Here is a 23,554-nt window from a genome sequence, read left to right as displayed (position 1 = left end):
ATTTTTGTAAAATTTTATGAAACTTTATTTATTTCTGTCCGTAGATATAGTGAAGGGAGACATTGTGCTAATGAAGAGTTAACGTAAGGTGGTATTCTTTTGAAAAAAATATTTTTAATTTTAGCTGTTTCCGTCGCTGTTTGTTTTATATATTTTTATAAATCACCCGTACTAAGTTCAGACGCAGCTTTATTCCATGCAGAAAATTATTTATTAAATCCTGATGAAGAATGGGGAACGGTATCATTCAATGGGCTGGAAGGAATTCCGGAAGAAAATATCGGTGTAAATCTTTCGCAAAAATCTGGATTTTGGAATGAATTATTAAATAGAATGCAGTGGGAAGTGTCGATAAAATCACCTGAAATGAATTCAACTATTGTGTTAGATGCACATACTGGGAAATTCATAGATTATTTTGGGGCATTTAGCTAATTTCAAGTTGAATTTTAGTGATTATATGAAACCATGTTAGATCTTTATTTAAATTAAAGGGGGAATTAAAATGAAGACCAATTACTCGCCTCGTCTAGTTTTATCAATAATAGCCATATTAATTCTGATCAGTACACCTGTTTTCGGACTAATCTTTCCTATTTTTTATGTTCAAACATTTATTTATGATCCATCGACAATTGTACTCTATCCAGGTAGTACAAATTATAGAATAGTAATGGCTGCCTGTTTAATATTAATTATTGGATTGATGATCCCTATAATTAAACAGAATAAATTTACTTATAGCCTCATGACTGCTTTTATAGCTGGTGGCCTCTTTGTTTTTTATTTATCGATTTTAACTTATACCTATATAGGAAAAGAACAGGTCGTTTCAAATCATTTGTTCGATGAAAAAACGTTTCAATGGGCTGAAATTGATGAAGTAGTATTAGAATTTTATGCGGATGACATCGGTAACCATGAAGAATATATCTTTACTTCAGTTGATGGGAGTTCTCTTCGAATTCCTGTAACTAAACAGTATCTACAGGAAGATAAAAGTGAAATTTATAGGATAGCTAAAGAAAATAATGTCCGGTTTATTGAACAGGAAAAGAAGTAAGGGCTTTTCAGTTTGTCATATTTAGCTTTATAAATTTTTAGGAGGTCATTATGGAATTTTATAAATTTAATAAAGAGAGTGGCAAAAAGATTTCACAATTTAATTCGGATTTTATTATTTCCCGTATTATTGAAACAACTAAAGTAACGAACATTGGGTGTATGCACTTAGATCAAAATGGAATAGTAGGCTATCATAAAGCAGTAGTTCCTCAACTCCTCTTAATTTTGAACGGAGAGGGATATGTTCGGAATGAAAAAGAAGAATATTTTAAAGTTACGACTGGGGATGCTGTTTTTTGGGAGAAAGACGAATGGCACGAAACGAAAACGGATGCGGGGTTAACGGCTATAGTCATTCAAAGTGAGGAATTGACTCCTGGTTTATTTATGCCCCTAAAGTACGATAGTAAAAGTTTGAATTCTTAATGCCAAAAGGAGATTCATATGGAGGAATTATTAAATAAAGCGCGGGTAGTAGCAACTAAGGCTGTAATAGATGCTGGGAATATAGCAAAAGACCGTTTTGGTAACGTTACGAGTATGGAAGAAAAAGATGATTTTGGGGATATAATAACTGAAGTAGATCATTTAGCTGAAGCTGTAATATTAAACTCATTAACTAGTGCTTTTCCTGATCATAAAATACATAGTGAAGAAGCAGGGGATAATGGCTTACAAAGTGAGTGGTTATGGCAAGTGGACCCATTGGACGGAACGAATAATTTTGCTATTGGGCTACCTGTATTTACTTCTTCTATAACGCTATTATATAAACACGAACCGGTTCTTGGTGTTATCTATGAACCTATGGTAGATCGGTTATTTATATCTAGTGTAAACGGTGGTTCATTTTGTAATGATACAGCATTAAAAGTTATGAAGAGAGATCATCCGAAAAAGTTTACGATTGCTTGGATACAAGGTCACAAAGTGCAGAATGATGAAAAGGCTGTAATATTACGACAATATATCGATGTGAATTGTAAAAGGATGATGAGGCTCTGGGCTCCTACTCTGCAGTGGTGTATGCTTGCAAAAGGCGATATAGACGGAATTATTCTTTATAACTCTGAAGGGGATGACTTGTATTCCGGCATACTGATGGTAAAAGAAGCGGGGGGAATTGTCATTGACTTTGAAGGAAATGACTTCACAGGCATGAGCAATGAACCTTACTTGATTGCTTGCCATCCAGACAATAAGGATTACTTCTTAGATATAGTTCGAAAAGGATTAAATAGTTCTACAGAATCGCTGCATATTATTTAAAAAATATGGACTATTTGGTGCTATTAGATAACCATTTTTAAAACAGGGAGGTTGGATATGACACAGCAAAGAAGTGTTAAAGGTCTATTAATTTATCTCTTTATTGGAATTATTGCAATGTTTCCCTTATATCTTCTGGCATTATCGACATTAACGGCAAACCCGATCCAATTAGAACAATTACGTGAAATGATGGGGATTTCTGTACAACCTAAATTGTTAGCGTTAATCTCCGTAATCCCCAATTATATTTTATTAATAATTGCTCTTGTTATTGGATTTTTCACTGCTCATAAAGTTGGGTTAAAATCTGTAATTATTCATCCGAATGCTAGAGAAAAGTCAAAGGCAGAGTGGATAAAAGGGATTAAACTAGCCATAATATTAGGTTCGATTGCAGGTGTCGTTATAAGAGGATTCGATTATCTTTTAGAACCGTTCTTAACAGAAAGTATTAAAGAATTATTACGACCTTATAATGCTTCAGAATTTATGACCGCAATACTCTACGGAGGGATTGTTGAAGAACTACTAATCCGGTTTGGGGTTATGAGTTTGCTAGTTTATATCCTATGGAAACTATTTGATCGAAAATCAGTAAAACCTGCTAACTGGATCTTTATCATTGCCATCTTTGTTAGCACATTATTATTTGCATTAGGTCATTATGGCGCAACCGCAAATGCAACAGAAATGACAGCATTCATTTGGTTCCGAATGATTTTCTTGAATGGTTTTGCCGGCTTGTTCTTTGGGTGGATTTATTGGAAGCACAATCTGGAGCTTGCCATGCTTGCACATATGTTTGCACATATTTCCATGAATTTACTTATGTTGATTTACTCTTTTTTTATATAAAAATATCAATAAAGGACATAACTTTATCACCAAATAAGTTATGTCCTTTAATATTAGCTGAAATAAGCATCTCTATAAGCGCTAATCATAAGTCTGAACTAAAAATCCATTTTCCTCATCCCATTCAGCATAATATATTTTCTTGAGGTTTTCATAGCCTTCATCTTTTAATGACTTAATGACCCATTGCTCATCTTTCCCTATTTTATCCAGGGCCTTTTCTTTTACACTACCTTTATCAACAAGAAGATGGGACAAAACATTACTTGAATTCTCCTTGGCTGATTCCTTTTTCATTATACTAATTTGTCCGCCAGGCTCTAAAAGAGCATATTTCACCTCTCTAAGAGTAAAAACCCCTTGCTGTCGCAATAAGGAACGAAGCTGTTCGGGATCAATTCTCTTTTTTTGTAATTCTTTAATCTCAATGCAGCCATTATTAACGACAATGGCTGGTTCCCCTTTAATGACCGGGCGCAGTTTTTCAAACATCCGGACAAGGAAATTGACTATAACGTTAAGTACAGTCCATGCTCCAATAGTGATAAGAATAACCCAAATACTAACCTTATCATCATAAATAGCACTCGTAAGTATTCCACCGAGAATAATGATAAAGACAAAGTCGAAAGGGGTAACTTCAGAGAGTTCCTTATTCCCTAACAAGCGGATGACTAGCATAAGAGCTAAATATCCGACAATGACTTTAATGATAATCGTTGTTATCAATCCTCTTCACTCCTTTATCATCTTTGAATACCCTAGAAAAACTTCCTTTAAGCAATTAAAAAACAAAGGTTAACTCTCGCTATTTTGGGAAAGTAATTAAATATGACCGAAAAATATAAATAGGCTCTCTAACTGGCAAGTTAGAAAATCTATCAAGGAGGTTCATATTTTATGGATAATAAAGAGAGAACAGTTGGTGAATTGATGCTGGACCAACTATCTATGTTTGGCGTTAAACGGATATACGGGGTAGTGGGAGATACTACTTTCGGACTCATAGATGCACTGGCTAAGCAGAATAAAATACAATACATTGCTGTTAAGCATGAGTCGACAGCTGCTTTTATGGCGTCTGCAGAAGCAAAACTGACGGGCGGGCTTGGGGTATGCACCGCGACGATGGGACCTGGTGCAGCTAACCTTTTAAATGGGCTTGGTGATGCACATGCAGATAGAGCACCTGTACTCGCCATTACGGGACAGGCCCAAAGCGATAAAATCGGGACGGAATATCCACAATATATTGACCAACAGGAGCTAATGAAGCCCTTTGCTGCTTATTCTGCTAATCTGGCAAATCCAGATGCGACGATTGAGGTTCTGCAAAAAGCGGCAAGAACATCACTTGGACAGCGTGTAGTCACACATCTATCCATACCGAAGGACATTTTCATGATGCCGGCTAAAGGGGAGCCGCGTCCATTGCCTAATGTAATAGAAGGGGCTTCCAACTTCACGAAAGAAAGCTTGGAACACGCAATCGGAATAATGAAAACAGCCAAGCAGCCAATGATTCTAGCAGGCTTAGGCGCCACGTCCGTATCAGAGGAGTTGGAAAAATTAGCAGATTTGTGGGGAGCTGGAATTCTGACAAGCTTAGGTGGCAAAGGCTTATTTAATGAATCTTCAGAGCTCGTTCTGCAAGGTATAGGCGAAGGCGGTAATCCTTATGCTGCGGATTTATTTAAAGACTCAGATGTAGTACTTCTTGCGGGCACAACTTGGTGGCCAGAAGGGTATGTGCCAACTAATGCAAGGATTATTCAGATTGACCGCCAATTCGATAAGTTTGTAAAAGAAATTCCAACTGAGCTTGGCATCATGGGGAAAACAGAAGAAGTTGTACCATTCTTATTGGAGAGCATGCAAGAATTCTCCCGTTCTGAAGATTGGGTAATCCGTTGCAAGAAAGTTAAAGAAAAATGGGCGGAGCAAAATGAGAAGGAAGGTAGTACTTCTGGTTATCCTGTCCATCCTTCCCGAATTATGCACGCCTTGGACAGAACAGTGGCACCGGATGCCATTCTTGCACTGGATACAGGAGATAATACAGTGTGGACGAATCGGAACTTCCGACAAAAGGGGCAATCTGTTTTATTCTCTGGCTACTGGCGGACACTAGGTTTTGGACTTCCAGCTGCAATGGCAGCCAAGCTTATCCAACCTGAAAAACAAGTAGTGGCAATTGTCGGTGACGGAGGACTACAAATGGTACTTGCTGATTTATTGACAGCTACCCGATATGGACTCAATATTACGGTCGTTGTGTTAAATAATGAGAGTCTGCAAATGGAAAGAGACAAATTAAAAGTAGCTGAGAAGGAAGAAGTAGGGGTAGATTTAACCAACCCAGATTTTGTGAAATTGGCAGAAGCTTGCGGTTGGAAAGGACTACGCCCCGCTTCAGATTCTGAACTGGAATCGGTAATGGAAGAGGCACTTAATACAAATGCGCCTACACTGGTAGATGTTCGTACAGCCCAGGTATTTTTCCCAGAAACAAACTAAAAAGAGGTGGTGATCGAATGGATGGTCACCACTTCACTTATTAGAGATATTATCTATTTCAATACAATGCGTAGGATAGCTTTTAGCTGTTTAAAGTGAATGAACACAGGGTATTCAAAGGAATGTAACACAAATTAGTAAAGGAATAGGTTTTCAGATTTTTCCTTACTATCAAAACTAGATTAGGAGATGATTTTTGATGGGAAACACACATCTAACAGATCCACGTAAGAAATATCATACAGGAAACTTCCCGGATCAAGAACAGAACACTCCAGCGCTCCAAAAAGATATGAGCCCAAAACCTGATTGCGGAGAACAATCTTATAAAGGTCACAATCGCCTAGAAGGGCGCAACGCCTTGATTACAGGTGGTGATTCCGGAATTGGCCGTGCCGCTGCTATTGCCTATGCACGTGAAGGGGCAAATGTAGCGATCCAGTTCTTCCCTGGTGAAGAAAAGGATGCTAATGAAGTGAAAGAATTAATTGAAAAAGAAGGCAAAAAAGCATTACTGCTACCTTATGATCTGCGAGAAGATGGCGCAGCGACTGAAATTGTAACAAAAACAGTGGAAGCTTTTGGCGGTTTGGACACGCTCGTATTAAATGCGGCGCAGCAAATTGCACAACCTTCCCTAAGTGAAATAACAATCAAACAAGTGGAGGATACTTTCAAAGTAAACATTATCAGTATGTTTGAGACGGTTAAAGCAGCTGAAGAGTATCTAGAACCAGGTAGTGCCATTATTACAACGACATCGGTTCAATCATTTAATCCGTCCACACAATTACTAGATTATGCCTCTACAAAAGGTGCAATCAGTAACTTTACGGTAACGCTCTCCTCATACTTTGCTTCTAAAGGAGTACGTGTTAATGGGGTGGCACCAGGACCAATTTGGACACCGCTTCAGTTAGATAACGGACAATTGGAAGGTAGTATCCCTGAGTTTGGCCAAAACTCTCCACTTGGTCGTGCTGGACAGCCGGTAGAACTTGCACCGGTATATGTTCTTCTAGCTTCTGATGAAGGAAGTTATATTACTGGTCAAATTTATGGAGTAACAGGTGGCGAGTCAATAGACTTGTAATCTTAATTGTAAGACACAGTAAAAAATCTTAATAAATAGTAGGAAAAATAGTGCTACTTTTTTCTGCTTCAACAAAAGGGCGTTAATCCAACAAGGATTAATGCCTTTTTTGTGGAATTTATTATATTAATGAAATTCTTTGGCTTCCCTAGAAAGAGGTGTGGTAGGCGTTAAGGATTTAACCCAACTTATAAAGAATCTTCAAAAGTAGAAAAGGAGCTAGTTGATGTGTATGGGACTTGAAAACAGACATCTAGAAAGTGATACATTATTACCAAATCATCGAGATATTTTATTGGGAAATGCTTTAAAAGACTTAACATCTGATTCGGATGTTTTAGCAATTTACTTAGCGGGTTCATTAGCAAGAGGAACCTTTGACAATTAACGTTGATTTCTACTTTTCCAGAAATTCTTAGACTGAATAAATATTTGAGTAGGCAAGTTGGTATAGAAGAAAATGAAGAGCATATCAAAAAAATTCTTAAACTGGTGTATTAGGGGGAGCAACAAATTGAACTTATTCAATATCATCAAAAACGATCCGAAATATTGGCTTGTTGATCAAATCAATAAAGAGGATATTCCAAAAGAAGAATACATACATCAATTCACAAAAATCCTGGAGGAATGGGATCATCTGGGGATTGGCTATTTATCTTTACTGATGGATGAACATTTTGAAAGCTGGCTGCTTCAAAAAAAGTTCAGCAAGATTTCCAGTATTGTCGAGTACACAAGGAAACTTGAAGATTTACCACAAATAGATGATCAAATTGTTTGGCATTCACTTTCTGAAGGAATAATGGATGACCGAGAATATGCGGAATTGTATGATCTATGTCGAATGGGTTCTGCCAATAAAAATATAAAGCAGCCCATTGATCAAGTTATGCATTCTATTAAAAATGAGTTGGGACCTGAGTGGCGCAAGTATTGCTATTATTTCACGAAGAATGAAACTTTAATAGGGATAAGTATTCCTCATATTGAAATGGGGACAGATGACGAAGGAAGATTGTTTTACTTCGGCGTAGTGCCGAATTTAAGAGGGCAAGGCCTGGGAAGAACTATTCATAAAATTACTCTCGCATTACTCAAGAATTTCCATGCCAGCTATTACGTCGGCAGTACCGACGTAAGTAATTCTTATATGATTAAAATCTTTGAGGAAAATGGATGCGAACTCCGTGATCGGAAAGGGATTTATAAAATAGATAAAAACAAATTATAATTTTTTAGGGGAGGCATATGCAGTTTAGGGATACACAAGTAGTTGAAAAATGCTGAGAAACCAACATTTCTTGGCTGCTATAACTTAATGTACAAGCGATTTTAGAGAAAGTATAGAGCGGGGGAACACACATTGCTTAGATTATATTTAGTGAGACATGGTCAAACAGAGTGGAATATTCAAAAAAGGATGCAAGGCTGGAAAGATTCAGCGTTAACTGAGCAAGGGGTTAATAACGCAATTGCATTAGGAAAAAGGTTAGAAGGGGTAGAATTTGTTGCTGCTTATTCAAGTACCAGTGAAAGAACAATTGAAACAGCTAAATTAATTATTGGGGAAAGAAATTTACCAATTAGTACGAATGAAAACTTGAGAGAAATGTATTTGGGTGAATGGGAGGGTAAAACTCATGAAGAAATAAAGGTTTCATACCCTGAGCAATATAAAAATTTTGGGAAGAAACCAGCCCTTTATGAACCAGCTGGTGGTGAGACCTTTGAGCAGCTTACAAACAGGGCTATTAATGTATTAAATTACATTATTTCAGAACATGAATCTGGAAATATATTGGTTATTACTCATTCTGTTATTCTAAAATCTTTATTAATGCATGCAAAAGGAAGGAACATTACAGATTTATGGGCACCACCATTTATACACGACACAAGTCTTTCAATAATGGAAATAAAAAATGGAGAATATTGTATTTTATCTGAAGGGGACATAGCGCATTTAGATAAAGTCACTATTTCATAACATTTGAGTGAGATTGGTTAAAAAGATGGGGGGAAATAATTGGAATGCGCAAAGGATAATGGCTTTCAATTTCTGAATTCCTTGTTGTAAAAGAGACAGAAATATATACCTATCACCGATTGGCTGGATCATATGCTGTAATTAAATGTGATGACAAATATCTTTTATGTTATAACACTTTAAGAAAACAATGGGAATTACCAGCCGGGAAAAGGGAGATGGATGAAACACCAAATGATTGTGCAATAAGAGAACTTTACGAAGAAACTGGTCAAATAGTTCTGGATATAGAATTTAAAGGTTTGTTAAAAGTAAAAAACGTAATAAATAATGAAATTAAGTATAATCCTGTCTACTTTACTACTCTTGAAAAACTCCAACCATTTCAGAAAAATAATGAGACATTCGAAATTCGATTATGGGACTTAGAACAAAAGATTGGTCCAATAGATGAAATAGATTTAAAAATATTCGATTTTATAAATTAAGATAGTTCTTACCGGCTTTTGTGCTCACAGAATTTTACTTTTAACAATTTTATCCTACATAAGTCTTAAGAGATTTCATTGCATTTTTTTATAGATTTAATATTACTTGATTTTTCGCTCTTTTTAGAATATTTTTACATCCGTTAAGGGTAAAACTTATTCCAATATATACTATTGACCTTTTAAATTATACTTGATATTATTCTCCTATTGTTTTAAAAAAGAATAGATTTACCTTGTATAAATTCAAGAAGACGGCTTGAAAGTTTCTACCAGCTACCGATATTAGCTGACTACAAGGAATGGGAAATTATTGATTTTTTATTCCGCTTTATTGTAGAAAAAACTTTGGCCGATTGTGGTCAAAGTTTTTTTTTTATTAATAGAAAAATGCAATAGCTGAATACTAACATCAGAATGATTTCCGTTCATTCTTAACTTTGGCAAATAGGAGATTACAACATGAGAAACTTTTTTAAATTTGCAGAACGGAACACTTCCTATAAGCAGGAATCACTCGCAGGAATAACAACCTTCTTATCGATAGCTTATATATTAGTGGTAAATCCAATTATTCTAAGTCAATCCGGGATGGATAGTGGTGCTGTATTTACTGCAACTGCGCTTACTGCAATTATCGGAACACTACTTATGGGCTTACTTGCGAACTTTCCAATCGCTATTGCACCGAGTATGGGATTAAACTCATTCTTTACATTCACAGTATGTATTGGAATGGGTATTGATTGGCAAGTCACTTTAACAGGTGTATTTGTTGCCGGAATCATCTTCTTGATTTTAAGTTTATTTAAAATTCGCGAAAAAATTATTAACATTATTCCAAGTGATTTAAAGTTCGCAATCGCTGCTGGTATTGGATTTTTCATCACTTTTATCGGATTAAAAAATGGTGGCATTGTGCAAGCAGATCCAGACACATTTGTTAAGATTGGTGATTTAACTTCACCGATGACGTTATTAGCAATTCTAGGTATTTTCCTTACGATCATTATGTTAGTAAAAGGCATTAACGGCGGTATTTTCTACGCTATGGTCATTACTACAATTGTAGGTATGCTGTTCGGTAAAATCGAAGTACCATCTTCAATTGTTGGTAGTATCCCAAGCCTTGAACCGACATTTGGTGTTGTGTTTGGTCATTTAGATGAGATTTTCACGCCAGAAATCCTTACAGTTATTTTCACGTTTCTAATTGTAGCCTTCTTTGATACAGCGGGTGCATTAATTGGATTAACGAGTCAAGCAGGCATGATGAAGGACAATAAAATTCCGAATATCGGTAAAGGTTTACTTGCCGATTCTGCAGCGGGGGTAATTGGTGCTATTTTAGGTACATCAACACCTGCGACAAGCGTTGAATCTTCTGCAGGTATTGCTGTCGGAGGGAAAACCGGCTTTACATCTGTAGTCATTGCTGCTTGTTTTGTTGTTGCTTTATTCTTCTCGCCACTTGTTAGTGTTATTTCAGTAGAAGTGACATCAGCTGCATTAATTATTGTAGGTGCACTAATGGCTATGGAAATCCGTAGAATCAACTGGACGAAGTTAGAAATCGTAATTCCTTCATTTTTAACAATTATTATGATGCCGCTAACTTCTAGTGTGGTTATCGGAATCGGATTAGGTTTTGTTCTATATCCACTTTGTTTAATCGCACAAAAGCGTTCTAAAGAAGTGCATCCAATAATGTACGTGCTTTGTTTATTATTCATTTCATACTTTGCGTTTATCGTTTAGGAAAGAGAATAAAAAGCGCTAAATAATTAAAGGTTTCGTTACAAATATAGAAGAAAAAAGTACGGATAGATGAACAGGAATAACTCCTGCATACATCTATCCTTTTTTTAGCTTTACGGAGACTACCTCAACAGTTAGCTACGTGTAGTCTTTCTCCACCCCTAAACCTTCATAACTTCTTTTAAACATAAAAATCATTTCAATTCAAAATAAAAGGATTTTAATATTTAGGAAAGAATATAACTATCAGGCACGATATTAATTAGCAGAAGAGGGCTCAAATGTGGAAAAAATTAATAAAATTATAAATTTATTAAAAAGTAATTATTTAATTAGTACAGATTTAAAGGCAGAAAATCTTAATAGCGGTACTACAAATAGCATTTTATATTTACTACTTGTCAATAAAAAACCAACATATGTGGTAAAAATGGATACAGCAAATATTATAAAGCCGACGCAACAATTTCTTACGGCTTATAGTGATACGAACTTACTTCCTAATATTATTTACACAGATCCAGAAGAACAATTTATTGTGTATGACTATATTGCAGGAGAAACACATTTTAATCGAGGCTCTAAAATAGACTGGATGACAATTTTAATAAAGCAACTATTTGATAAATATAGGAAGGTAGATGAAGATACCCCTTGGGGAAGAATAAACGGTACTTCTAAAAGCAGTTGGTCTGATTTTAATCAAAGTAGTCTGGAATATGCGCAGCAAAATATAGGAAAGGTTCTTTCATTAGATGATCATAAAAGGGTAGAACTTTTAGTAAATAAGTTAAAAGGATATAGCCATTTGGAAGAAAAATATTATTTACATGGAGATACTGGTGTACATAATTTTGTTTATTTAAATAACCAATTAAAAGGTGTGATTGATCCTTCACCAATAATTGGACCGAAAATTTATGATTTTACATATGCATTTTGTTCATCACCAGACAATCTAGATTTGAATACATTGCTTACATTGTTTGAGATGTGGAACAGTGATCTTAGCTATACCGAAGAAAGACTTTTAGATGAAGTGATTTTTCAATTATATACACGTATAGGGATATGTATTAAAGTGCACCCACATGATTTGCCGGAATATTTGGAAGTATGGGATCAATATAAAAAATATTTACCAAATAATTGAGTGTAACAATTAACTATTTACTTCGTCTATTTTGAAGCGACAAAATCCCTGGAACCTTTGTTATTTATTTCCGTCAAAATTACCAGTGATTTGTTAAATAATTATATAGGGGGAGTGTAGTTGTTTAAGTATGCACTGCAAATTATAATAGGAATCTTAACTTTTATGGTAGCAACTTTTATTGCATGGTATGAAGGAAGTGCACTTATAAATAATTCAATCGAATGGAAGTATTCCACACCGTTCACCAAATTGTTTAATATAGAGATAACGGCTGGACAGGATATTAGCCAACTTGATTATTTTGTTTATGCAGTAAAATTTCAACCTTTATTTCCAACTTTAATGATAGTAAGTATACTTTATATTCTAGGTGTAACTGGCTATTATCTCATCAAAAGTAAATCTAAATGGGCAATTGGTTTTTGGGGATTTATAGGTTTTATAATGATATTATTTAGTAGTTTGACTTTTAATGCATCAACGACTGGAGGTAGTATTTTCTTCTGGATTACTTCAATAAGCGGACTTTTATTTATAGCAGGTGCCGTTTTACTATCGTTAAGAAAGTTCAAACATAAAGGGTCGGGTCCTAACTTAATTAGTTAGTTTTACTAATATCAATTCTATGAACGGAAAAAGGTGAGTATTAAATGGAGTGTAAATCTTCGTTGAAAGAACAGTTATTTGCACTAGAGCAAAAATTGTTAAAACCAGAAATCAGGACATCAAAAGATGAGCTAACGAATCTGCTTGCAGAAACTTTTTTTGAATTTGGAAGTTCGGGGCAGGTATTGTACAAAGATGCGAATATTGGCGAGATGACACTAAGTTTAGTACGAATGAAAATAAGTGATTTTGAAATTCATTCATTATCTGAAGAAATAATTTTAACGACCTACCGAATTTATAATGAAGTAAATAACCAACATTCACTACGTAGCTCGATTTGGAAATTAATCGACGGACATTGGAAAATGCATTTTCATCAAGGGACAAAGGTTATTTCTTAACTTTAGCTTTGCAAGAAGGAGACGGGCTATGAAAAAGTTAGCGATTATTACAGTGGGTAAAACCCATTCTGGAAAAACGACATTTGCTCATGCTTTGGAAAAACAGTTAAGTAACTCTTTTGTGATGGATCAATGATAACCATGCTGAATTTATTAATACATACTATAAGAATTTACTACCGACACAAGGCCCTAATATACTTTAGCATTCCATCTCAAAGCATATACAAAGTTTGAGGAAGTACTTGCTAGACAACAGGCTGAAAAGGAAGATATAGTTAATCCAACAGAAGATGAAGCGGATTATTTATTTGTCATATGAGACAATGATCAAGTTAATACAGTTATTCAAAAGATTATTCATATTGCTGAAAGGATGTGATGACTTTGAAAGCAGTCAAAAAAAATGAGTTTTTGGAATGGATAAAAGTGATCGGGATCGCACTTTTATTTGCCGTGGGAATTCGGATGTTCATATTAACACCTATTGTGGTGGATGGTGCTTCTATGATGCCAACAGTTGAAGACGGGGACAAAGTAATCGTAAATAAGATTGGGCCAAAATTAACAGAGTATAACCGATTTGATGTGATTGTATTTGAAGCAAAGGAAGATACAAATTATATCAAGCGTATTATCGGTATTCCTGGTGATCACATTGCCTATAAAAACGATGAACTTTTTATTAACGGTAAGAAATATGAAGAACCTTATTTAGAGGAATATAAAAAGGCGTTGATGGACAATGGTACACTCACTGAAGATTTTACAATGGAAGAGTATTTAGGTGAGGCAATCGTTCCAGATGGATACCTTTTTGTGCTAGGAGATAATCGTCGGAAAAGTATAGATAGTAGAGACCCAAACGTTGGTTTTGTTTCAAAGGATAAAATAATAGGTACAACAAATATTGTTTTCTTTCCATTAGATAAATTAAAGTTAATAAAATAATACAAAAAAGCTGTGTTAAATCTGGTAATGCCAGATTTTTTGACACAGTTTTTTTGTACTTTTAAATTGGATAGTTCGCGCAGCTTAACTTATCCCCATTCAACACGTGACCCATAGCAGGGAATTGGATATTTATGTTAAAATGTTGGAAAGTAGTTATGGGGGTACGGAAATGGAGAAACTACATGAAAAGATAAAGGAAATAGAATCAGATGAAGTGGGGAATACAAATGTGGAATTATGTATGGATGAAAAACGGAAGGAAGAACTGAATATTAAAGAAAATAGATTAATGATGAGACAAGCGGGCTTTATAGCTTTAATGGTAATCGTTTTTATACCATACTTTAAATTTTGTGCATACTTGTCAAATTTATTTTGGTTCAGTTATTTTACGTTTAACATTACAATGTTACTAGGTATTCCTTTTTCATACTTTGCTGCAAAATATATCGTTCGGGTAATAAAAAAATTATATAAATAAAGTATCTAGTATAGCGATAAATGGTTATTTAAAATTAACGGGTGCAATTGTAGCACTCTTTAAAAAGACCAACTTCTCAATAAAGTCTTGAGAAGTTGGTCTTTTCGTTATTATTTCCGATTATTTGGGGGTTGTTAATTTTTGTAGGAATAATTTATTTTTTTGTTCGAATTGTTATTTATATTTTAGGCTTTGTTAAATAATATTGTCTCTTTATGGTAAAAATAGGGGGACATCTGATTTGGACATTCCCCTAAATATTCATTTAAAGAACCTGTTATTTCCGGTTAATGAATGAACTGAACCAGTCCTAAATCAATACACATCCAAAACTAATATTTGGTTTTAAAATTTCTTATAAAGTAGCTACATCACGGGCTATTCCGATAAGGTACCATCTTCCTCCTCTTTCTTGGTAAATGAACCGCAATGATTGGAATGAATGCTCATTAATTCCCGGCGAATGGTATTCCACGTATTTGGCATCCGGATAATATTGATGAATGGTATTGAATACACCTGCAAAATTCTCTGCAGGTTCATTAAAAGTAATGATACTATATTCTACTTCTTCCATTCCCCAACTTTGTAATAGCATTTGTTGAACATATTCATTTAAGGACATTTCAATTTCTTTTTCTGATTCATCCATTCCCCACAAATACTTTGTATCATTATTTTCACTTATTTCCTTTTTTGATAAATTTACATATTGCCCTCCATAGCCAGCGGGATTACCAAAATCAGCATAAAAAGCAAAAGTGACGCCATGTTCTGGATCAACCATTTCAGAGATTTTTTCAAAATCAGACTCTTTTAACAGCGAAAGTATTTCTTCAGACAGTGCTAATAATTCCTTTTTTGTTTCTTTGGCTGGATGTATTTTTCCCATGTCATTAGCGGAAGAAACTGGCTTTTTGTCATCCCCGGCACAGCCATACAGCAATAGAAAACTAAGAACTATATAAGAGAGAACTCTAGTATTTTTCATTTTATCTCCAATTATTAACTAACATTTTTTGGGTATTTATAAGGCCATTATAAAGTATGATTTCTAAAAAACCATATTTTATTCTATAAATCTATAGGTGATTAAATGGGTGCTGCTCCGTATTATATTGGAAACATATTTAAAATACTCGGAAAGTTTATGTTAAAATTTGGTTATGTAATATTTTTCAAGAATGAGGGAGAGGCCCTTCATAAAATTTAATTCGATAAAATCGAGGTGGCATAATTGCAAAGAGAAAAATCAGAAATAATAGAGCATCATCAAAACTTTCTTCTATTTTTGCAAAGAATGAAAACCTTAGATGAATGTCTACTAAGAAAACCAATTGGAGAAAGAAAATGGTCCATCATCGAAATAGTTGGTCATTTTTACCCTTGGGATGAATTTGTTTTACAACACAGAATTCCATATTTATTAGCAGGTAAAAGCTTACCGAAAGCTCCAAGTGCCGAGGACTTTAACATTCATTCTTCATTTATTGCTAGAACTGAGACGATTGAAAAAACATTTGAAAAATGTATACGCATTCGGGAAGACTTATTAAATCAGTTAAACCAAATACCTGAAGAGAAATGGTTGATTAAACTGCAGATTAAGGATTCTACTTTAACACTTTATGAATATTTAAAAGGATTAATGGAACACGATATCCATCACATAAACCAAATGAAATTTACTTTAAACAAGGTGGATGAGGAGTGAAAGAGTATGAAATATATCACAGTAAAAAAATATAGTGGCAAATAGACCAAGTTGTATTTGTTGCTATCATTAATGCTGATAGTGAATTTCAATATTTTATATAGATAAGAATAAATAGGAATCTTAATTAGTAGCGGACACTTTTCTGTAATAAGAGAGGCGTCTTTTTTCATGCAATGATGGAGGGAAATTTGAATTTGAAAAATAATTGGTAAATTTTTAAGCCAAATGCTCTTCTTGTTTGTCTAATAAGTGTAAGACAAAAATGAAAGGAGGAATTGCGATGAATATTGGACGCTTAGTAAAAAAAGCTCAAAAAGGAAATGACAAAGCGTATTTAGAGCTTTTCCAACAATATGAAGCAGATATTTATCGAATGGCCTATGTCTATGTGAAAAATAAAAATGACGCTTTAGACGTCGTTCAAGAAGTAGCTTATCAGTCATTTAAAAAAATTAGCACTTTAAATGAACCGGAATATTTCAAGACATGGCTTATGAAAATTACGATTAATTGTGCACTGAACGTAATAGATAAAAATAAAAAAGTGGTTCAACTAATTCCTCAATTTGAAGTACATACAGGGGCGGAAGTAGAAGATATAGAAACTTCTTTATCTTTACGAGAACTTATGGATACTTTGCATGAAGATGAGAAAAGCGTGATTTTACTAAAGTATTATAATGACCGGACGTTAAAGGAAATTTCGGAGATTTTAGAAATCCCACTTGGAACCGCAAAGTCAATATTGTACCGTGCCTTAAATAAACTTCGCCAAAATTTAAAGGAGGTAGAGAACTATGGAAAATAATTTTAAACAAGAAATAGAAAAAATTGAAATCCCATTTCAACTTCATGAAAGAAGTAAGAAAGGTATCCAGGAAGCTAAATCGGAAATGGGTGGAACAGTGAAACGTTTTGTGAAAAAGCGTATAGCTATTACCGTCATTGCAGCTTGTTTAATGGTACCTACAGGAGCATTTGCGTATCAGTCGTTACTTGCGGATGATTTATATGGTTCGTTCGATAACGTGAAAAAGCATATCGCAAATATCACAATGAAAAGTTATTTATTATTTGATGCCAAATTATCTCAAGCAAAAGGTAACTTAGGAAAAGAGCAATACGAACAATTTAAAGAAGTACTATATGTAATTACAAATGCAAAACTTGAATTTGGCGATAAAAATGGAAATATCGATTATTCTCAAGTCCCTAGTGAAAATCTGGAGGAAATTAAAGCAGCCCTCTATGACATCCAACCTTACTTTGATAAATTAAACGATGAACTATCTAGTAAAGAGGTTTTGACAGCTGAAGAATTTGAACAATACATTCAGGCTTTAATAACATATGAAACGGTTATGGCTAAAACCGGCGTCTCATCACCACCGGAAATCGAGATGGTCCCAATAGATTTACGGGAAGAGTTTATAAATGCTCGAAATGTTCTGGAATATGTAAATGAAAAACAAAGGGTAAATTAACTGGGTTCATCACTTTTCAATAATGATTATATTGATAATTAATTACTTTCAGATTATAATATTAGGAATTTAAGAAAAGGTGGTCATACCTATGGAAAAGTTACGAAAAAATTCTTCTAAATAATATTTTAGGAGGATAAAAATGAAGTTTAAAATAAATGACGAAAAAAACATTCCCATCAGCCAGTTGAAGGATTTATATGAAGATGTAGAATGGTACGCGTATACCAACGATTTGGATTTATTGCAGCATGCTTGTTTACAATCACTAGATGTCATCTCAGTTTGGCAGGAAGAAAAGCTACTTGGCTTAGTTCGTGTTGTTGGTGATGGACTAACAATTATCTATATTCAAGATATACTCGTATTAAATGCATATCAAAATCAGGGAATTGCAACATTGCTTATGCAACATGTTCTTAATAAATATAAAAGTGTTAGACAAAAAGTTTTGTTAACAGAAGAAGCACCAGACGTTCGGCACTTTTATGAGAAAAATGGATTTATTTCATGCGATCAAGGCACTTTAGTCTCTTTTGCTAAATTGGATTGATATGTACCTGTATAATATATTTTAATTTATTGGGCGCGATTCTATATTAGAGTCAGCGCTCATTTTTATTAATAATTTGAAAATATATGGAAAATTTATGTTAAAATCTACAGGGATTACTTTTATAAACAGAAAGAATTTCACATTATAAAAGAGGTGTTTTTTTGGGAAATTTTAATCTTCATATAGAAACAGAAAGACTGGTAATTAGACCACTTGAAGGAAATGATTATAATACGTGGTTATCTGAGTTTGAAAATAGGTATCCTTCACAACATAAATACGATGAAGGAAGAATTGATATGAGTATTTGTACAAAAGAATGGTTTGAAGATTTGGTAAATAATCATCAAAGAATGGCTCTAGAAGATAATGCATATGTTTTTGGGGTTTTCCTGAAAGAAGATACTACTCATATTGGTTCAATCGATTTTTCTACAATTATGAGAGATGACTTTCAATGGGCAAGATTTGGTTACACGATTCATAACCAATTTTGGAGGCAAGGATATGGAAAGGAAGCTGTAAAAGCAGCGATTTATCTAGCTTTTGACAAGCTGAATTATCATCGTATAGAAGCACACATAAATCTCGATAATACAGCTTCGATAAAATTAGCGGAAAGTGTTGGGTTGCAATTTGAATGCATAAGAAAAGGTTTTATTTATGAGTTTGGCGAATGGACTGATAATCTAATTTACTATATTAATAAAAACTAAATATGCTTTACTATAAAAAGGGGATTTAATTAGTTGGAACGATTCATCTAGGCGATACGCCGGACATCCATTCTTTTGACAGATTATTAGATTTTTTTCATAATCAGAGTAATTAGTATTACACAATATTAGAATACAAAACAACACTCCAAAAGGATATTTGGAAATTAAATGGGGGATAAAATGAACAAGCTAGGAGTTCTTTCTTTACTGATGGTTATTGCGAGTATCATTTCATTTTTAATTATACGAGGGCCTAATGCGAATTTGCTGATGGCTATTATCGTACTTGGGACGCTTTCGCTTTTTGGTATTATATTTGCAGTACTATCAAAGAAGTGGTTGTCTGGAATATTAGGTGTTTTATTAAACGGAGGAGTCTTGGTTTTTGTATATTTAATTGTGCTAGCTAGAGGAATCGCTGGTTAACTAGTATTAAGTTTGTTGAAGATAAGGTAATCTTATCCAAATAAAAGGCACTTTCCTGAACCTGAGGAAAGGCCTTTTTTCTAATTCAAACGGATTACTTAGATTAGCTTTTAATAATGCTAGCTATAAACTGCTCATAATACTATTTAATTGAAGTGGTGTGATTGTACCTTGGTGGAAATAAAGTTGCCATTTTCCATCAATGAATTTCCATATTGAACTACGAAGTGTATTTCTTTCCCTTGTAGTATCTACAAGAAAATATGTTGTTAAGACAACGTCGTGAGCAAGCGGATAGATTTCATAATTATGTAGCTTCATTTTTGTCAATACAACACCTGTTTCAAGACATTCTTTCTTATCATACATATAACCAGAGCTGCCAATTTCAAAAAAATCCTCAGCTAAAATTTCATCGAGTTTTTCTCTACTCATTCTTACTTCCATACCGGTATGACTTTCCTCTAATTGTTGTAAATGCTCTTTTAAATTCTCTATCATAATTATAACCACCTAACTTTAATTACTTACATCTAAACTTATTTCTATATTACTCAATTAAAATCCTCTAAATCATAGGGGAAAGAATATGCCATTTGTAAGGAAATGATTTTATAGGAACATATTTACTGTATAATAAATATAGGGAATTTTGTATTTAAAACTGTTAAAAGTAGGTGGACTAAATGAGTAGTAAAAAGAAAATGAATAAGACCAATATAGCCAGTCTTGTTTTTTCTGCATTAGCGCTAATTTTATTATTACTAAATTATTTTTTATTTGATTCAAATAAGAATACAATTTCTGTCGCTGAACTAACAGACAGAGAAAATGCGATTCTGTCGAGTAGTGCTGATCAATCATTTGTATATGATTTCAATACAGACAAAGAATACAAAGAAGTAACTATATGGATAGAAAAATATGAGTCAGGAAATCTGATTGAGGATAAAATTGGCGAACTTTCGACGCAGGTAGAGGGGGATGGATCAATTATATTCACAACTTCCAAAAACTCTATCTCAAAGCAACCGACATTTAATATGGCAGTTGGCGGTAAGGAAGGCGTTAGTTCAATCAGTGCATATGACGCAAATTCAAAAGATTTAGATGATATGTCAAGTGTGTGGGGGAGTTTCCGGGGGGATAATACATCTATTGAAGACGAAGTTGTATTAGGCAGTATTTGTTATTCAAATGATGGAAGAATGAATTCCCTTAGCGCTGAATTTTATCAGGATGTTAATGGTCATATTAATGAAATAGAAAAATATGATGTTGTTTATTTACTTAAAGCCAATTTTAATAAAAATATAAAATGACATTTGATAATTTCAAAAATCAACAATGTGTCCAATTTTGTTCGTTGCTATCATTATTGATTCGACTTAAACTATAAATAGAAATCAACAATATGTTGAATTTTGAGGAGGACACAATGATGAGTAAAAAAGCAAAAGTGATGATGTCTATTGCTACTGCAATTATTATAGTAATGATGAGTAAAGCGTTTATTTTAGATGAAGCGGTGAAAGGTTATTTAGTTATTTTCTTTTTCGTTGGGGCTGGATTAGCAGCATTACGTTTATTTATTAATGGGATGATTCGTAAAATGAAAGAAAAGCATATTGGTGTGAAAGTGGTATTCTTTGCTGCCCTTTTAAGTGTCGGTATACCGTTCCAAAGCTGGTTCCGTACAGATGTCTTATTTGCGATGAGTAAAGCATTTATATTTCCGAGTATTACAGTGATGGTGGCAAGTGTGGTATTAATGACGATTGTATACGGTATCATTTATCAACGTGTGAATGTGTCATATTTACAGGAAGAACATGCAGGATAATATCGTGATCCCTGAAAATTAGTATGGATGGATACTAGTTTTCAGGGGTTTTTTTGTTTATTCCATTTCAATAGAATTAGTAGTAAAGTTATATTCCAAGCCTTGGGTAGATCTTTCAAATACCATGGCTATAGAGATTCTGTTCTCATCTATCCACACAATATTGTATCGTTCCTTAGTATTTGATTCGCGGAAGTTATCAACTTCAACTCTTTTGAAGTTTCTAGTCCTTCCATCCTCTTTAAAATAGATTTTAATTTTATTGGAACCTCCAATAAACCAATTTCCAACTTCATTAATAATTACTTTTTTATCGTCAAAAGGAGACTGGCTTTCAACTAATAGGTCCTCTTCAAAATAAATCCAGTAAATGATGGACGATAAGATGCCTAAGAAAATGATAGTCAATACTTTTAGTGTCTGCTTTTTTATATCCCTAATTTCTTCTTCAATTGATTTTTGTTTATTAGGACTATTCATTGAAAACCTCCTCGTTTATTAATCGGATTTAAATGAAAGGAAATTAAATTTCTTTTTTTCACTTAGTTTAATAATCGCTGCTGTTTGAATGCATAGATGGATTTTTTTTAATGTACCAATTTACTCCAGTTTTTAAGTATAACATTTACTCATCTGTCTAATATGTAGTTTAGTAAGCCTTCTCCACTTTGATATATAATAACGGTTTTTATAATAAATCTAGCGAAGAAAAGATATTAATGTACAATAATTAATAAGTATTAGATAACTAGTTCAAATAACAAAGTTTCGTCGAATGGAGGTTCATACTGTTTGAAATAAGAAGTCTTGTAGAACGCGATATACCCTTCTTATGGGATATGGTGTATGAATCTGCGTTTGTACCAGAAGGACAAAAACCTTTTCCTCGAACAATACTTAACGAACCGTCTGTTTCGAAATATGTAGAGGGTTGGGGGAAACAAAGTGGTGATATAGGCTTGATTGCGGAAAATGAACAACAGGCGATTGGGGCCATTTGGTTGCGACTGTTTGATGAAGCACAAAAAGGCTTTGGTAATGCTGAAACGCCCGAAATCGGAATTGCCATCCTGAAAGAATTTCGTGGTAAAGGAATTGAACATGCACTAATGCGTGCGCTCGAAGCGGAAGCAATAAAATTTGAGTATCAGAAACTATGTTTAAATGTAGATCCAAGAAATTCGGCTTGCCGCTTATATAAACAATTAGATTATGTGCATGTTGGTTGGCATGATACTTACTGGATAATGGAGAAGAAATTAGTTTAAATAGGTTTGGTACATATGCCGAGGGAAAGCCTCCAAAATAAAGGAACAAATTCCGCTTATTTTAAAATTAAAGTGAAAAATAACCAAAATAAACGGAGATATTTCCCTTATTTATAAATAAAACGTAAAATTTAATGATTTTATCGTAAATAAGCGGAAATTCTACCCTTATTTTCACTGAAATGAGCACAATTTTAAAAATAAGAGGAAATCCTCCGCTTATTTTTCTTTAACCATATAAATGCATTAATTCCTTTATGGATGTCAATTCTAAATCAACAAAGCAAAAGAGGTGAAAACACATGGAGAGAGAGGCTCACTATTTTTGGGCAGTGCGTATTCCGGATGATGTGAAACAAACAATTTATGATGAACTGACACGAATTAAACCGATCTTCCAATTTAAACGTTGGGTGGATTTACGTGATTATCATATAACCCTTGCTTTTCTTGGTTCCGTTAATCCACATCAACTTCAATCTGTTATTCATTCAGTTGGGGAAGCTCTTAAAAATCAAAAAGCGTTTATGTTAGATATTGAAGGACTGAATGTGTTTGGTCCTCAAAAAGCTCCTCGTATATTTTGGGGAGCGGTGAACAAAGTGGAACAGTTATTTCAAATTCAGGCAATTGTTTATAAAACTTGTCTTGCTGAAGGCTTTACTCTTGAAACACGTCCTTATCATCCCCACATCACTTTGGCGCGGAAGTGGGGGAAGAGTGAAGATTTTAAAATGGTTGATTTAGAAACGCATAACCCTTTTAGAGAAAAGGCCTTATCTTTTCAAGTAAATGAAATTGTATTATATAAATCAAATTTAGAAAATACACCAAAATATGAACCAATTGCGGTGTTTGCATTGACGAAATGATTAACATTATCTGCATCGCATACTTTGCCC

General features: G+C 34.0%; 31 protein-coding genes, 1 pseudogene and 1 riboswitch. Of the genes and pseudogenes, 28 read left to right on the top strand and 4 right to left on the bottom strand.

From position 1 onward, the window contains the following. The first annotated feature begins 99 nt into the window (after window positions 1–99). From H9632_RS09785 to H9632_RS09765, 5 genes are all read left to right on the top strand, one after another. The gene (locus H9632_RS09785) at window positions 100–435 is read left to right on the top strand and encodes a hypothetical protein (RefSeq protein ID WP_191703926.1); all 336 of its coding nucleotides are present in this window, start codon (window positions 100–102) and stop codon (window positions 433–435) included. Between the two features lie 70 nt (window positions 436–505). Next, window positions 506–1,063, top strand: a complete 558-nt coding sequence (locus H9632_RS09780) for a hypothetical protein (RefSeq protein WP_191703925.1) — start codon at window positions 506–508, stop codon at window positions 1,061–1,063. Window positions 1,064–1,113: 50 nt separating this feature from the next. Then, a complete protein-coding gene (locus H9632_RS09775) occupies window positions 1,114–1,491 on the top strand; it encodes a cupin domain-containing protein (protein WP_191703924.1) in 378 nt (125 codons plus the stop codon). An 18-nt stretch (window positions 1,492–1,509) separates the two neighbouring features. Then, complete coding sequence (locus H9632_RS09770) at window positions 1,510–2,334, top strand: inositol monophosphatase family protein (RefSeq protein ID WP_191703923.1); 825 nt, start codon at window positions 1,510–1,512, stop codon at window positions 2,332–2,334. A gap of 57 nt (window positions 2,335–2,391) precedes the next feature. Beyond that, on the top strand, window positions 2,392–3,192 hold the full coding sequence (locus tag H9632_RS09765) for a CPBP family intramembrane glutamic endopeptidase (RefSeq protein WP_191703922.1): 801 nt from the start codon (window positions 2,392–2,394) through the stop codon (window positions 3,190–3,192). 81 nt (window positions 3,193–3,273) lie between these two features. On the opposite strand, the gene H9632_RS09760 is transcribed toward H9632_RS09765, so the two are convergent. Further along, window positions 3,274–3,921: a DUF421 domain-containing protein gene (locus H9632_RS09760; protein ID WP_191703921.1), complete on the bottom strand. Its 648-nt coding sequence runs from the start codon at window positions 3,919–3,921 to the stop codon at window positions 3,274–3,276. Between the two features lie 171 nt (window positions 3,922–4,092). Between H9632_RS09760 and H9632_RS09755 the strand changes: the two genes are divergently transcribed. The 13 genes and pseudogenes from H9632_RS09755 to H9632_RS09695 all read left to right on the top strand — a co-directional run bounded on the left by H9632_RS09755 (window position 4,093) and on the right by H9632_RS09695 (window position 14,639). Then, the gene (locus H9632_RS09755; RefSeq protein WP_191703920.1) at window positions 4,093–5,709 is read left to right on the top strand and encodes a thiamine pyrophosphate-binding protein; all 1,617 of its coding nucleotides are present in this window, start codon (window positions 4,093–4,095) and stop codon (window positions 5,707–5,709) included. Window positions 5,710–5,908: 199 nt separating this feature from the next. Then, window positions 5,909–6,802 (top strand): SDR family oxidoreductase, encoded by an 894-nt coding sequence (locus H9632_RS09750; RefSeq protein ID WP_191703919.1) that lies wholly within the window; start codon window positions 5,909–5,911, stop codon window positions 6,800–6,802. Between the two features lie 226 nt (window positions 6,803–7,028). Beyond that, window positions 7,029–7,190, top strand: a complete 162-nt coding sequence (locus tag H9632_RS09745) for a hypothetical protein (protein WP_191703918.1) — start codon at window positions 7,029–7,031, stop codon at window positions 7,188–7,190. A 126-nt stretch (window positions 7,191–7,316) separates the two neighbouring features. Continuing rightward, window positions 7,317–8,036 carry an N-acetyltransferase gene (locus tag H9632_RS09740; protein ID WP_191703917.1) on the top strand — a complete coding sequence of 240 codons (720 nt, stop codon included), beginning with the start codon at window positions 7,317–7,319 and terminating at the stop codon, window positions 8,034–8,036. A gap of 132 nt (window positions 8,037–8,168) precedes the next feature. Continuing rightward, entirely contained in the window at window positions 8,169–8,792 is a 624-nt protein-coding gene (locus H9632_RS09735; RefSeq protein WP_191703916.1) for a histidine phosphatase family protein, read from the top strand. Between the two features lie 119 nt (window positions 8,793–8,911). Beyond that, window positions 8,912–9,280, top strand: a complete 369-nt coding sequence (locus H9632_RS09730) for an NUDIX domain-containing protein (protein WP_225223776.1) — start codon at window positions 8,912–8,914, stop codon at window positions 9,278–9,280. A gap of 216 nt (window positions 9,281–9,496) precedes the next feature. Next, a riboswitch (purine riboswitch) is annotated at window positions 9,497–9,596 on the top strand. A 146-nt stretch (window positions 9,597–9,742) separates the two neighbouring features. Continuing rightward, window positions 9,743–11,038: an NCS2 family permease gene (locus H9632_RS09725; RefSeq protein WP_191703915.1), complete on the top strand. Its 1,296-nt coding sequence runs from the start codon at window positions 9,743–9,745 to the stop codon at window positions 11,036–11,038. Window positions 11,039–11,321: 283 nt separating this feature from the next. Continuing rightward, window positions 11,322–12,191 carry a hypothetical protein gene (locus H9632_RS09720; RefSeq protein ID WP_191703914.1) on the top strand — a complete coding sequence of 290 codons (870 nt, stop codon included), beginning with the start codon at window positions 11,322–11,324 and terminating at the stop codon, window positions 12,189–12,191. 120 nt (window positions 12,192–12,311) lie between these two features. Further along, window positions 12,312–12,800, top strand: a complete 489-nt coding sequence (locus tag H9632_RS09715) for a YjdJ family protein (RefSeq protein ID WP_191703913.1) — start codon at window positions 12,312–12,314, stop codon at window positions 12,798–12,800. 44 nt (window positions 12,801–12,844) lie between these two features. Next, on the top strand, window positions 12,845–13,204 hold the full coding sequence (locus H9632_RS09710) for a nuclear transport factor 2 family protein (RefSeq protein ID WP_191703912.1): 360 nt from the start codon (window positions 12,845–12,847) through the stop codon (window positions 13,202–13,204). 28 nt (window positions 13,205–13,232) lie between these two features. After that, a pseudogene (locus H9632_RS09705) lies at window positions 13,233–13,526 on the top strand (hypothetical protein). Window positions 13,527–13,591: 65 nt separating this feature from the next. Beyond that, on the top strand, window positions 13,592–14,155 hold the full coding sequence (lepB, locus tag H9632_RS09700; RefSeq protein ID WP_404829018.1) for a signal peptidase I: 564 nt from the start codon (window positions 13,592–13,594) through the stop codon (window positions 14,153–14,155). A gap of 172 nt (window positions 14,156–14,327) precedes the next feature. Beyond that, window positions 14,328–14,639 carry a hypothetical protein gene (locus H9632_RS09695; RefSeq protein ID WP_191703910.1) on the top strand — a complete coding sequence of 104 codons (312 nt, stop codon included), beginning with the start codon at window positions 14,328–14,330 and terminating at the stop codon, window positions 14,637–14,639. Window positions 14,640–14,994: 355 nt separating this feature from the next. On the opposite strand, the gene H9632_RS09690 is transcribed toward H9632_RS09695, so the two are convergent. Continuing rightward, window positions 14,995–15,630 (bottom strand): hypothetical protein, encoded by a 636-nt coding sequence (locus H9632_RS09690; protein ID WP_191703909.1) that lies wholly within the window; start codon window positions 15,628–15,630, stop codon window positions 14,995–14,997. Between the two features lie 246 nt (window positions 15,631–15,876). Here H9632_RS09690 and H9632_RS09685 point away from each other — a divergent pair, with 246 nt between their 5' ends. The 6 genes from H9632_RS09685 to H9632_RS09660 all read left to right on the top strand — a co-directional run bounded on the left by H9632_RS09685 (window position 15,877) and on the right by H9632_RS09660 (window position 19,541). Next, on the top strand, window positions 15,877–16,353 hold the full coding sequence (locus tag H9632_RS09685; RefSeq protein WP_191703908.1) for a DinB family protein: 477 nt from the start codon (window positions 15,877–15,879) through the stop codon (window positions 16,351–16,353). Window positions 16,354–16,636: 283 nt separating this feature from the next. Beyond that, window positions 16,637–17,164: a sigma-70 family RNA polymerase sigma factor gene (locus H9632_RS09680; RefSeq protein ID WP_191703907.1), complete on the top strand. Its 528-nt coding sequence runs from the start codon at window positions 16,637–16,639 to the stop codon at window positions 17,162–17,164. Continuing rightward, a complete protein-coding gene (locus H9632_RS09675; protein ID WP_191703906.1) occupies window positions 17,154–17,840 on the top strand; it encodes a DUF3600 domain-containing protein in 687 nt (228 codons plus the stop codon). The genes H9632_RS09680 and H9632_RS09675 overlap by 11 nt, the downstream gene beginning before the upstream one ends. A 142-nt stretch (window positions 17,841–17,982) precedes the next feature. Next, window positions 17,983–18,393: a GNAT family N-acetyltransferase gene (locus H9632_RS09670; RefSeq protein ID WP_191703905.1), complete on the top strand. Its 411-nt coding sequence runs from the start codon at window positions 17,983–17,985 to the stop codon at window positions 18,391–18,393. Window positions 18,394–18,557: 164 nt separating this feature from the next. Further along, window positions 18,558–19,112, top strand: a complete 555-nt coding sequence (locus H9632_RS09665; protein WP_191703904.1) for a GNAT family N-acetyltransferase — start codon at window positions 18,558–18,560, stop codon at window positions 19,110–19,112. Between the two features lie 183 nt (window positions 19,113–19,295). Then, on the top strand, window positions 19,296–19,541 hold the full coding sequence (locus H9632_RS09660; RefSeq protein WP_191703903.1) for a hypothetical protein: 246 nt from the start codon (window positions 19,296–19,298) through the stop codon (window positions 19,539–19,541). A 123-nt stretch (window positions 19,542–19,664) separates the two neighbouring features. Here the strand turns inward: H9632_RS09660 and H9632_RS09655 are convergent, their stop codons facing one another. Beyond that, a complete protein-coding gene (locus H9632_RS09655; RefSeq protein WP_191703902.1) occupies window positions 19,665–20,042 on the bottom strand; it encodes a nuclear transport factor 2 family protein in 378 nt (125 codons plus the stop codon). Between the two features lie 185 nt (window positions 20,043–20,227). Between H9632_RS09655 and H9632_RS09650 the strand changes: the two genes are divergently transcribed. Beyond that, window positions 20,228–20,863 carry a hypothetical protein gene (locus tag H9632_RS09650; RefSeq protein ID WP_191703901.1) on the top strand — a complete coding sequence of 212 codons (636 nt, stop codon included), beginning with the start codon at window positions 20,228–20,230 and terminating at the stop codon, window positions 20,861–20,863. Window positions 20,864–20,982: 119 nt separating this feature from the next. Further along, complete coding sequence (locus H9632_RS09645; protein WP_191703900.1) at window positions 20,983–21,384, top strand: MFS transporter permease; 402 nt, start codon at window positions 20,983–20,985, stop codon at window positions 21,382–21,384. A 57-nt stretch (window positions 21,385–21,441) separates the two neighbouring features. Here the strand turns inward: H9632_RS09645 and H9632_RS09640 are convergent, their stop codons facing one another. Then, window positions 21,442–21,864: a hypothetical protein gene (locus tag H9632_RS09640; protein WP_191703899.1), complete on the bottom strand. Its 423-nt coding sequence runs from the start codon at window positions 21,862–21,864 to the stop codon at window positions 21,442–21,444. 359 nt (window positions 21,865–22,223) lie between these two features. Here H9632_RS09640 and H9632_RS09635 point away from each other — a divergent pair, with 359 nt between their 5' ends. Continuing rightward, window positions 22,224–22,652, top strand: a complete 429-nt coding sequence (locus H9632_RS09635) for a GNAT family N-acetyltransferase (protein WP_191703898.1) — start codon at window positions 22,224–22,226, stop codon at window positions 22,650–22,652. Between the two features lie 302 nt (window positions 22,653–22,954). Beyond that, window positions 22,955–23,524, top strand: coding sequence for an RNA 2',3'-cyclic phosphodiesterase (gene thpR, locus H9632_RS09630; protein WP_191703897.1), 570 nt, complete (start codon window positions 22,955–22,957; stop codon window positions 23,522–23,524). Window positions 23,525–23,554: the final 30 nt, after the last annotated feature.

The sequence above is a fragment of the Solibacillus merdavium genome (assembly GCF_014836935.1).
Lineage (GTDB): Bacteria > Bacillota > Bacilli > Bacillales_A > Planococcaceae > Solibacillus > Solibacillus ferritrahens.
Note: the sequence above shows the minus strand (reverse complement) of the source record. Positions and strands in the feature narration are given on the sequence as shown.

What these genes read in the sequence shown, in the direction of transcription:
- H9632_RS09780 (WP_191703925.1), top strand. Translation starts at nt 506, where the DNA reads ATGAAGACCAATTACTCGCCTCGTCTAGTTTTATCAATAATAGCCATA.
- H9632_RS09775 (WP_191703924.1), top strand. Translation starts at nt 1,114, where the DNA reads ATGGAATTTTATAAATTTAATAAAGAGAGTGGCAAAAAGATTTCACAA.
- H9632_RS09770 (WP_191703923.1), top strand. Translation starts at nt 1,510, where the DNA reads ATGGAGGAATTATTAAATAAAGCGCGGGTAGTAGCAACTAAGGCTGTA.
- H9632_RS09765 (WP_191703922.1), top strand. Translation starts at nt 2,392, where the DNA reads ATGACACAGCAAAGAAGTGTTAAAGGTCTATTAATTTATCTCTTTATT.
- H9632_RS09755 (WP_191703920.1), top strand. Translation starts at nt 4,093, where the DNA reads ATGGATAATAAAGAGAGAACAGTTGGTGAATTGATGCTGGACCAACTA.
- H9632_RS09750 (WP_191703919.1), top strand. Translation starts at nt 5,909, where the DNA reads ATGGGAAACACACATCTAACAGATCCACGTAAGAAATATCATACAGGA.
- H9632_RS09745 (WP_191703918.1), top strand. Translation starts at nt 7,029, where the DNA reads ATGTGTATGGGACTTGAAAACAGACATCTAGAAAGTGATACATTATTA.
- H9632_RS09725 (WP_191703915.1), top strand. Translation starts at nt 9,743, where the DNA reads ATGAGAAACTTTTTTAAATTTGCAGAACGGAACACTTCCTATAAGCAG.
- H9632_RS09710 (WP_191703912.1), top strand. Translation starts at nt 12,845, where the DNA reads ATGGAGTGTAAATCTTCGTTGAAAGAACAGTTATTTGCACTAGAGCAA.
- H9632_RS09695 (WP_191703910.1), top strand. Translation starts at nt 14,328, where the DNA reads ATGGAGAAACTACATGAAAAGATAAAGGAAATAGAATCAGATGAAGTG.
- H9632_RS09690 (WP_191703909.1), bottom strand. Translation starts at nt 15,630, where the DNA reads ATGAAAAATACTAGAGTTCTCTCTTATATAGTTCTTAGTTTTCTATTG.
- H9632_RS09680 (WP_191703907.1), top strand. Translation starts at nt 16,637, where the DNA reads ATGAATATTGGACGCTTAGTAAAAAAAGCTCAAAAAGGAAATGACAAA.
- H9632_RS09675 (WP_191703906.1), top strand. Translation starts at nt 17,154, where the DNA reads ATGGAAAATAATTTTAAACAAGAAATAGAAAAAATTGAAATCCCATTT.
- H9632_RS09670 (WP_191703905.1), top strand. Translation starts at nt 17,983, where the DNA reads ATGAAGTTTAAAATAAATGACGAAAAAAACATTCCCATCAGCCAGTTG.
- H9632_RS09660 (WP_191703903.1), top strand. Translation starts at nt 19,296, where the DNA reads ATGAACAAGCTAGGAGTTCTTTCTTTACTGATGGTTATTGCGAGTATC.
- H9632_RS09655 (WP_191703902.1), bottom strand. Translation starts at nt 20,042, where the DNA reads ATGATAGAGAATTTAAAAGAGCATTTACAACAATTAGAGGAAAGTCAT.
- H9632_RS09650 (WP_191703901.1), top strand. Translation starts at nt 20,228, where the DNA reads ATGAGTAGTAAAAAGAAAATGAATAAGACCAATATAGCCAGTCTTGTT.
- H9632_RS09645 (WP_191703900.1), top strand. Translation starts at nt 20,983, where the DNA reads ATGAGTAAAAAAGCAAAAGTGATGATGTCTATTGCTACTGCAATTATT.
- H9632_RS09640 (WP_191703899.1), bottom strand. Translation starts at nt 21,864, where the DNA reads ATGAATAGTCCTAATAAACAAAAATCAATTGAAGAAGAAATTAGGGAT.
- H9632_RS09635 (WP_191703898.1), top strand. Translation starts at nt 22,224, where the DNA reads ATGGTGTATGAATCTGCGTTTGTACCAGAAGGACAAAAACCTTTTCCT.
- thpR (WP_191703897.1), top strand. Translation starts at nt 22,955, where the DNA reads ATGGAGAGAGAGGCTCACTATTTTTGGGCAGTGCGTATTCCGGATGAT.